Genomic DNA, 7700 nt, shown 5'->3' with positions numbered 1-7700 from the left:
CGAGGGCGCCGCAGGCCAGGGCCAGCGCGGCGGCCGAGGTGAGGAGTCGAGATCGCATCGTCGGTCCTTTACGGGTACGGCCCGCGCCCCGGAGGAGGTGGCGCGAGCCGTACGGACTGGTGGGCTGCCGTCAGGGCATGGTTCGCAGGTGGGCCTTGACGGTCCTGGAGAAGTTCCAGTTGTGGCTGGCGTCCCAGTTGATGGACCAGGTCATCGCGCCTCTGATGTCCGGGTATGCCTGGGCGGGCACGAAGCTGCCGCAGTTGGTGCGCTTGGCCAGGCAGTCGAGCGCCTGGGTGACCATGGAGGGGGCGACGACTCCGCCGCCCGCGGCGCCGGGCCCGGCGGGGACGCCGAGCGCGACCTGGTCGGGGCGCAGGCCGTTCTGCAACTGGATGCAGGCGAGCGCGGTCATGAAGTTGACGGTGCCCTGGCTGTAGACGCCGCCGTCGCAGCCGAGCATGGCGCCGGAGTTGTAGTTCTGCATGTTGACGACGGTGAGGATGTCCTTGATGCTCAGCGCGAGCTTGAAGTACTCCATGCCGGTCGACTGCATGTCGATCGTCTGCGGCGCCATCGTGATGATCAGGTCGGGGCCGGTCTTGGCGCGCAGTTCGCGCAGGGCCTGGGCCATGTAGGTGGCGTTGAGGCCGTTCTCCAGGTCGATGTCGACGCCGTCGAAGCCGTAGCTCGTCATGATCGAGTGGACACTGTTGGCGAACTGGGTGGCCGCCGAGGAACTGGCGACCGACACGCGGCCGGTCTCGCCGCCGACGCTGAGGATGATCTTCTTGCCGCGCTGGCGCAGTGCCTGCACGTCGGCGCGGAACTGCGCGTCGGTGTAGCCGCCGACGGCGGCCGCCAGGGCGGGGTCGAGGGCGAAGGTGACCTGGCCGGGCGTGGTGGTGGCCTCGGCGAAGGCGATGGCGATCACGTCGTAGTCGTCGGACACGGCCGACAGGCGCAGTTCGGTGGCGGGGTTGATGAAGTTGTGCCAGTAGCCGGTGAGGAAGTGCTTGGGCAGGTTGCCGCCGCCGGTGCAGCCGGTGGTGGTGGCGAAGACGTCACGGCCCTGGGACTCGCCGACGCCGTTGTACGCCTTGATCGTGTACGTGTGGGACTCACAGGTGCCGAGGCCGGAGACGGTGGCCGTGGTGCCGGTCCCGGTGGCCTTGACCGTGGCGCCCTCGTAGACGCGGTAGCCGGTGACCGTACCGGTGGAGGCGCCCCAGCTGAGGGCGATCGAGGTGTTCGTCGCGCTCACCGTGGCCGCGCCGGGCTGCCCGGGTACGCCGGGCTGGGGTTCGCCGGGTCCGAGCGAGCGCCACAGGGCGGGCACGTTCGGCGGTTCCCAGCCGGGCAGGGAGGTGTGGGACTGGACGGCCTCGTAGTCGACGGCGACGTGGTTGACCCGGGTTCCCGCGGTGTAGGTGGTGTGCGGCGCCCAGGCCGGGTAGGCGGCCTGGGCGGTGGCGGGGTCGGCGGGCGCCACGACGCCCAGGGCGACGGCGAGGAGTAGGGCGAGTAGTGCGGTCAATCGCATGTGCGCTCCGTTGGTGGCTGCCACGCGGCTTGCGCCCCTGGGGGGCGGGCGCAAACCACGCGGACGGCCCTGCGAGTGGTCAGCGGGGCCTGGGTGGGCCTGGGGGGCCTGAGGGGGGATGGTCAGCGGAGATCTTGCTGCGAGTTGTCAGGACGGGTCGGGCCCGGCGGGTTCCTCCGGCGGCCGTGAGACGGGAGAGGAAGGCGTCGTCGATGGGCCCCTTGGGGCCGCCTGAAGGGAAGGGCGATCGTTTGCGCTGGTCAACGGAGTCAGATACGGCGGAGCTCGACACATCTGGCCCTACTTCAAGATTTCTTTTAGGAAAGTTTCCTAAGAGTTGCCGTGATCGTAGCCCTGACTCCACCCCCTTACAAGACCCAATTACACAGGGCTCCGGCCCCCGCCGGACGTGCGTGGCGGGGGCCGGAGAGGTGACGCCGTCAGCAGTACTGGGCCTCCTTGCCGATCGTGCGGTAGACGCAGTCGGCGGTCTCCAGGAAGCGCAGCACGGCCTCCCTGTTGCGGGTGGTCTGCGGGACGATCTGCTCGTCCGGCGGGTAGAAGCCGGGGTTGGCCGTCCTCGGGTACATCTCGAACGTGAAGCTGAAGATCTTGTAGACGCCCCACATCCAGTCGTTGATCGTGCCGTCGGTGATGTACAGGTCGCTGGACTGCTCAGGGGTGTAGGAGTTGGTCGAGGCCATCGTCCGGCCGAGGGTCGCGTGCGCGTCCCTGTCGTCCTGGGTGAGGCCGGGGGCGGTGTCGTTGTAGGTGAAGCCGTACGGCCACAGGATCAGCTCACTGTAGGTGTGCCAGTCGATGTGCGCCCTGATCTGCTGCTTGCCGCCGACGACCCGGCCGCGTACCCAGTTGGCCACCGCGCGCACCTCGGGCGAGGACTCGGCGGAGGTGCCCCGGTAGGTCTCGCTGGAGGGGGTGGGCGAGGAGCCGTTGCAGCAGCCCCAGTTGTAGGCCCAGTTACGGTTCATGTCGGTGCCGACCGCGCTGGACCCGGCGTTGGGCTGGCGGTTCTTGCGCCACGACCGGTAGCTGCCGGTGGCGATGTCGTACTCGCCGCCGTCCGGGTTGAGGTCGGGCAGGATCCAGATCTCACGGGAGTTGACGATGTTGGTGATCCGGCTGTCGGTGCCGTAGTTGTCGGCCAGGAGATGCATGAGGTACAGCGCCATCTCCACCGTCAGGTGCTCGCGCGCGTGCTGGTGGGCGGTGAAGAGCACCTCCGGCTCGCCCTCGTCGGTGCCGACGTTGTCGCTGATCTTGACGCCGACGAGCTGCCTGCCCTGGTACGACGTGCCGTACACGAACTTGCTCGCGATGCCCGGCCGGGCGGCGACGAGCTGGTCGATGTTCGCGTTCATCTCCGCGTAGTTGTGGTAGCGGGAGTCCGCCGGCGGGAAGTCAGCGACCCGCGCGCCGGACGGGGGTGTCGGGCGCGGCGCCTCCGCGACCCGGTAGCCCAGCTTCCTGATCGCCTCGGCCTCCGCCGAGGTGGCGGTGACCAGCACCGAGTCCTTCGCCACCTCCTCGATGGCCGCTCCCGTGGCCGCGACCGCGCTGCGCTGGCGGGCGTCCGACGGGCCTTCGACGCGATACTGCCGGTTGGCCGGTGGTTCGGCACCGGCGCCCGCGCCCTGGATGCCGGTCAGGCAGAACAGTCCCAGGACGGCCAGCAGGATGGTTAATCGACGTCGCACGATGTCCTCCTCGGAGTCGTTGACTGTGAGTGAAGACGCCTGTTTCATCCGCGAGAAGGCCCAAAGTTGCGCACCCGCCTTTCCGGGCGGCCGTAACGTCCTGCCAGCCTGCTGCCAGCTTGCTGCCAGCGCTCTCAGCGAGCGTGGGTGCCATGGAATTCGCTATCGAAGCCGAGGGCCTGGTCAAGAGGTTCGACGAGAAGACGGCGCTCGACGGCGTCGCCCTGAGGGCCAGGAAGGGGACCGTCCTCGGCGTCCTCGGCCCCAACGGGGCGGGAAAGACCACCGCCGTCCGGATCCTCGCCACGCTGCAGCGCCCCGACGCGGGCAGGGCCCGGGTGCACGGCCACGACGTGGTGGCCCAGGCCGCGAAGGTGCGCGGGCTCATCGGGCTGACCGGCCAGTACGCCTCCGTGGACGAGCAGCTCACCGGCACGCAGAACCTGGTCATGATGGGCCGCCTGCTCGGCCTGAACCGGCCGGACGCGCGGGCGCGGGCGGCCGGACTGCTTGACCGGTTCGGGCTCACCGAGGCCGCCGGCCGGGCCGCCAAGGGCTACTCCGGCGGCATGCGGCGCCGCCTCGACCTGGCCGTCAGCCTGGTCGGCAGGCCCGCCGTGCTCTTCCTCGACGAGCCCACCACCGGGCTCGACCCGCACGCCAGGAGCGAGCTGTGGGAGGTCGTCAGGGAACTGGTCGCCGACGGGGTGACCGTACTGCTGACCACGCAGTACCTGGAGGAGGCCGACCAGCTCGCCGACGACATCCTGCTGATCGACAAGGGCCGGGTCGCGGCCTCCGGCAGCCCCGCGGAGCTGAAGGCCATGGCGGGCGGGCACCGGCTCGACATCAGACCGCTGCGCGAGGAGGACGTCGAGAAGGCCAAGCACGTCCTCGGCTCCGACACGCTCAGCATCCCCGTCCACGACCTGTCGGTGCCGCCCGCCGTCCTGCGGCGGCTGGACGACGCCGGGATCGTGCTGGCCGAGCACGCGCTGCGGCTGCCCTCGCTCGACGACGTCTTCCTCACCCTCACCGGAGACCGTTCATGATCGCCCAGAGCCTCACCCTCACCTGGCGCAGCCTGATCCCGCTGAAGAACAGCCCCGGTCAGCTGTTCGCCCTGCTGCTCCAGCCACTGTTCATGATCGTCGTCTTCGTCTACCTGTTCGGCGGCGCCGCGGGCGGCGACCGCGAGCAGGCCGTGCTGTACATGCTGCCGGGCGTCCTCGCCCAGGTGGCGCTGCTGGCCACGGCCACCACCGGCATCAACCTGTCCACCGACATCGGCAACGGCGTCTTCGACCGGTTCCGGTCCATGCCGATCGCCCGGCTCGCGCCGCTCACCGGGCGCATCCTCGCCGACCTGGTCACGATGCTGGTCACCCTGGCCATGTCGATGATCATCGGGTACGCCGTCGGCTTCCGCGTGCAGACCTCGCCGCCGGCGGCGCTCGCCGGCCTGGGCCTGGTGCTGCTGTTCACCATGGCGCTCAGCTGGGCCTCCGCCTGGCTCGGGCTGATCGCCAAGTCGGTCTCCTCGATGCAGGTCCTGTCGATGGGCGTGCTCATGCCGCTGACGTTCGGCAGCAGCGCCTTCGTGCCCGCCGTCGACCTGCCCGGCTGGCTGACCTTCTGGATGGAGATCAACCCCGTCTCGCACCTGGCGGCGGCGATCCGCGGCTGCATGGTGGGCGGCCTGGAGGCGAGCAGCGTGTGGATCACACTCGCCTGGACGGCCGGGCTGCTGGCCGTCTTCGTGCCGCTGGCGCTGCGCGCCTACGACAGGCGGGTGCGCTGATCCTCCCCCGTGGTCCGCGCCAGGTCCCGGAGCTCCTCCTCGGACATCGCCGCGCCCCTGGCGTGCAGGTCCGCGTAGCGGGCCGCCCCCAGGGCGGTTCGCACCCGCGCCACCCCCGCCAGGGTGTCCACGGCGAGGTCGGCGTCGTCGCCGGAGGTCGCCGCGCCGAACAGCAGCGCCGCCCGCTCGGTGTCGCCGCCCTCCAGCGCCGCCAGCGCGAACCCGCTGAAGACACCGGAGAGGGGGAAGCCGTGGGGCACGGTCCGTTCGTCGGCGAGCGCGATCCGGTGCTGGGCCAGCCCGCCGGCCAGGTCGCCGGCGGCCACCAGCGCCCTCCCGTAGTGGGTTCTGACGCTCCCGAGCAGGTCGGGGACGGTGTCCGAGAACACCTCCATCGCCATGCGGTAGGCGGCCAGCGAGGCGGCGAACTCGCCGTGGTAGTAGCGGATCAGCCCTTCGGCCACCTTGAAGTGGGCGAGGGTCTCGACGGGGACGCCGTCGTTCAGGGCCGCCCCGGCCCGGTCCAGGTCGGCGGCCGCGCCGTCGAGGTCGCCCGTCTGGGCGCGCACCACCGCCACCCTGCTCAGGGTCACGATCGAGTCGTTCGGGTCGCCCCACGCGCCGGCGACCTCGCGGATCTCGGCGAGCAGGTCGGCGACCGGGCGGCCGTCCGCAGCCCGGACCGCGGCGAGGCTGAGCAGCGCCTCGCTCAGCCCCCACCGGTCGCCGACGCTCCGGAACCCGGCGGCCGCCCGCTCCAGCTTGTCCTCGGAGCGCCCGCGCTCGGCCAGCATCAGCGCCGAACTGGCCAGCCAGACGTCGTCGTCGCCCGCCAGCCGGTCGAGCAGCGCCTCCGCGTACTCCACGCGGCCGCACATGAGGGCGAGAACGGCCTGCCCGATGGGCAGCATCGGATGGATCGGCCCTTCGGCCAGCGCGCTCTCGACCAGCTCGTCCAGCTTGCGCGTCACCTGCGTCAGGTCGGTGGTGATCCGGCCGAGGCGCATGGCCTGGTGGGTGAACCACACCCCCGCGTACGCTCCGGCCAGGCCGTCCGGGGGCTTGTCGCCGACCAGGGCGACGACCTGCGCGGTCCACTGCGTCGGCTCCTCCCGGGAGCCGAACAGCACCCAGTACCAGACCAGAGCGCCGCACAACCGCACGGAAAGCTCCACGTCCCGCCGGTCGATCGCGAAATGCAGCGCCTGAGAGAAGTTGTCGCGCTCGGCCGCGATCCGCGCCTGCCACTCCAACTGCTCGGCCCGGCGCAGCCACGGCACCGCCGCCTCCGCCAGATCCCTCAGGTGGACGGCCAGCCGCCGCCTGAGCGCGATCTCCTCACCCGCCTCGGCCAGCCGCTCCAGCGCGAACGCCCGGATGGTCTCCAGCATGCGGTAGCGGCCGTCGTCGCCCATCTGCACCAGCGACTTGTCGGCCAGCGCGCCCAGCACGCCGGGGTCGCCGTCGCAGACCGCCTCGACGGTCTCCAACGTCGCCCCGCCCGCGAAGACCGCGAACCGGGCGGCGAGCCGCTGCTCTTCTGCCGTGAGCAGGTCCCAGCTCCACTCCACGACCGCCCTGAGTGTCTGCTGGCGGGGCAGGGCCGTACGGCTGCCGCCGGTCAGCAGCCGGAAGCGGTCGTCGATGCGCTCGGCCAGGCGCCCGGCGGTCATCGTGCGCAGCCGCGCGGCGGCCAGTTCGATGGCCAGGGGCATGCCGTCCAGCCTGCGGCAGATGGCGCTCACGGCGGCGACGTTGCCCGCGTCGAGCCGGAACGACGGGCGGACCGCCGTCGCCCGGTCGATCAGCAGCCGGACCGACGGGTACGCGGTCGCGGCCGCCGCGTCCACGCCCTCGGGGGGAAGCAGGAGGGGCGGGAGCGGGACCAGGCGCTCGCCCGGCACGTTCAGCGGCTCGCGGCTGGTGGCCAGCACGCGCAGGCCGGGGGCCGTGGCCAGCACCCGTTCGGACAGCGCGGCGGCGGCCGCGACGAGGTGCTCGCAGTTGTCGAGCACGATCAGGGCGGGGGCGCCCCCGAGGTGTTCGGCGATCCGCGCCTCCGGCGACTCGCCGGGCAGGCCGAGAGCGCGGTGGTCGGTGCGCAGTCCCAGGGTGCTCAGCAGGACGCCGGGGACGTCGGCGGGGTCGGTGACGGGGGCGAGTTCGACCAGCCACGCGCCGCCGGGCAGGCGGGCGTTCTCGCGCAGGGCCGCCTCGGTGGCCAGGCGGGTCTTGCCCGCGCCGCCGGGGCCGACGATCGTGGCCAGGCGGGTGGTGCCGAGCAGGGTGAGCAGGTCGGCGAGTTCGGCGTCGCGGCCGACGAACCCGGTGAGCGGCGCCCGGACGTTGCCACCACGGGCCGCCCCCTTGCGGGCCTGGCCACCGCCCGGCTCGGCGACAGGTGCCGGGGTTCGGCCGAGGTCGGGAACGCCGGTCGGCGCGGCGGGCCGTACCGGATGGAGGTCGGGGGCGCCGGGCCTGAGGGCGCCGGGCCTGGGGGCGCCGGTTGGCGCGGCGGGCCGTACCGGATGTTCGCCTTTGAGGACGGCCAGGTGGGCGGCGCGCAGGTCGGGGCCGCGATCGACGCCGAGATGGTCGGCGAGCGTGCGGCGGGCGCGCTCGACCAGGGCCAGCGCGTCGG

The 7700-nt window shown here is 72.0% G+C and carries 5 protein-coding genes; 2 read left to right on the top strand and 3 right to left on the bottom strand.

Features of this window, described 5'->3' with window-relative positions:
* Positions 1–130: 130 nt before the first annotated feature.
* Positions 131–1543: a chitinase gene (locus tag ABD120_RS26205; protein WP_343952731.1), complete on the bottom strand. Its 1413-nt coding sequence runs from the start codon at positions 1541–1543 to the stop codon at positions 131–133.
* A 440-nt stretch (positions 1544–1983) separates the two neighbouring features.
* Positions 1984–3258, bottom strand: coding sequence for a M14 family metallopeptidase (locus tag ABD120_RS26200; RefSeq protein WP_343952730.1), 1275 nt, complete (start codon positions 3256–3258; stop codon positions 1984–1986).
* Positions 3259–3410: 152 nt separating this feature from the next.
* Here ABD120_RS26200 and ABD120_RS26195 point away from each other — a divergent pair, with 152 nt between their 5' ends.
* Positions 3411–4310 carry an ATP-binding cassette domain-containing protein gene (locus ABD120_RS26195; RefSeq protein WP_343952729.1) on the top strand — a complete coding sequence of 300 codons (900 nt, stop codon included), beginning with the start codon at positions 3411–3413 and terminating at the stop codon, positions 4308–4310.
* Positions 4307–5059 (top strand): ABC transporter permease, encoded by a 753-nt coding sequence (locus ABD120_RS26190; protein WP_343952728.1) that lies wholly within the window; start codon positions 4307–4309, stop codon positions 5057–5059. The genes ABD120_RS26195 and ABD120_RS26190 overlap by 4 nt, the downstream gene beginning before the upstream one ends.
* On the opposite strand, the gene ABD120_RS26185 is transcribed toward ABD120_RS26190, so the two are convergent.
* On the bottom strand, positions 5038–7700 hold a 2663-nt coding region (locus tag ABD120_RS26185), incomplete at its 5' end, for an ATP-binding protein (RefSeq protein WP_343952727.1). The two genes, ABD120_RS26190 and ABD120_RS26185, sit on opposite strands and share 22 nt — an antisense overlap.

This window comes from Nonomuraea longicatena, assembly GCF_039525605.1.
In the GTDB taxonomy this organism is placed as follows: Bacteria; Actinomycetota; Actinomycetes; order Streptosporangiales; family Streptosporangiaceae; genus Nonomuraea; species Nonomuraea longicatena.
The sequence above is the reverse complement of the archived record's forward strand: the minus strand, read 5'-3'. Positions and strand labels throughout refer to the sequence as shown.

Coding starts and splice junctions, on each gene's coding strand:
- ABD120_RS26205 (WP_343952731.1), bottom strand. CDS start 1,543: ATGCGATTGACCGCACTACTCGCCCTACTCCTCGCCGTCGCCCTGGGC.
- ABD120_RS26195 (WP_343952729.1), top strand. CDS start 3,411: ATGGAATTCGCTATCGAAGCCGAGGGCCTGGTCAAGAGGTTCGACGAG.
- ABD120_RS26190 (WP_343952728.1), top strand. CDS start 4,307: ATGATCGCCCAGAGCCTCACCCTCACCTGGCGCAGCCTGATCCCGCTG.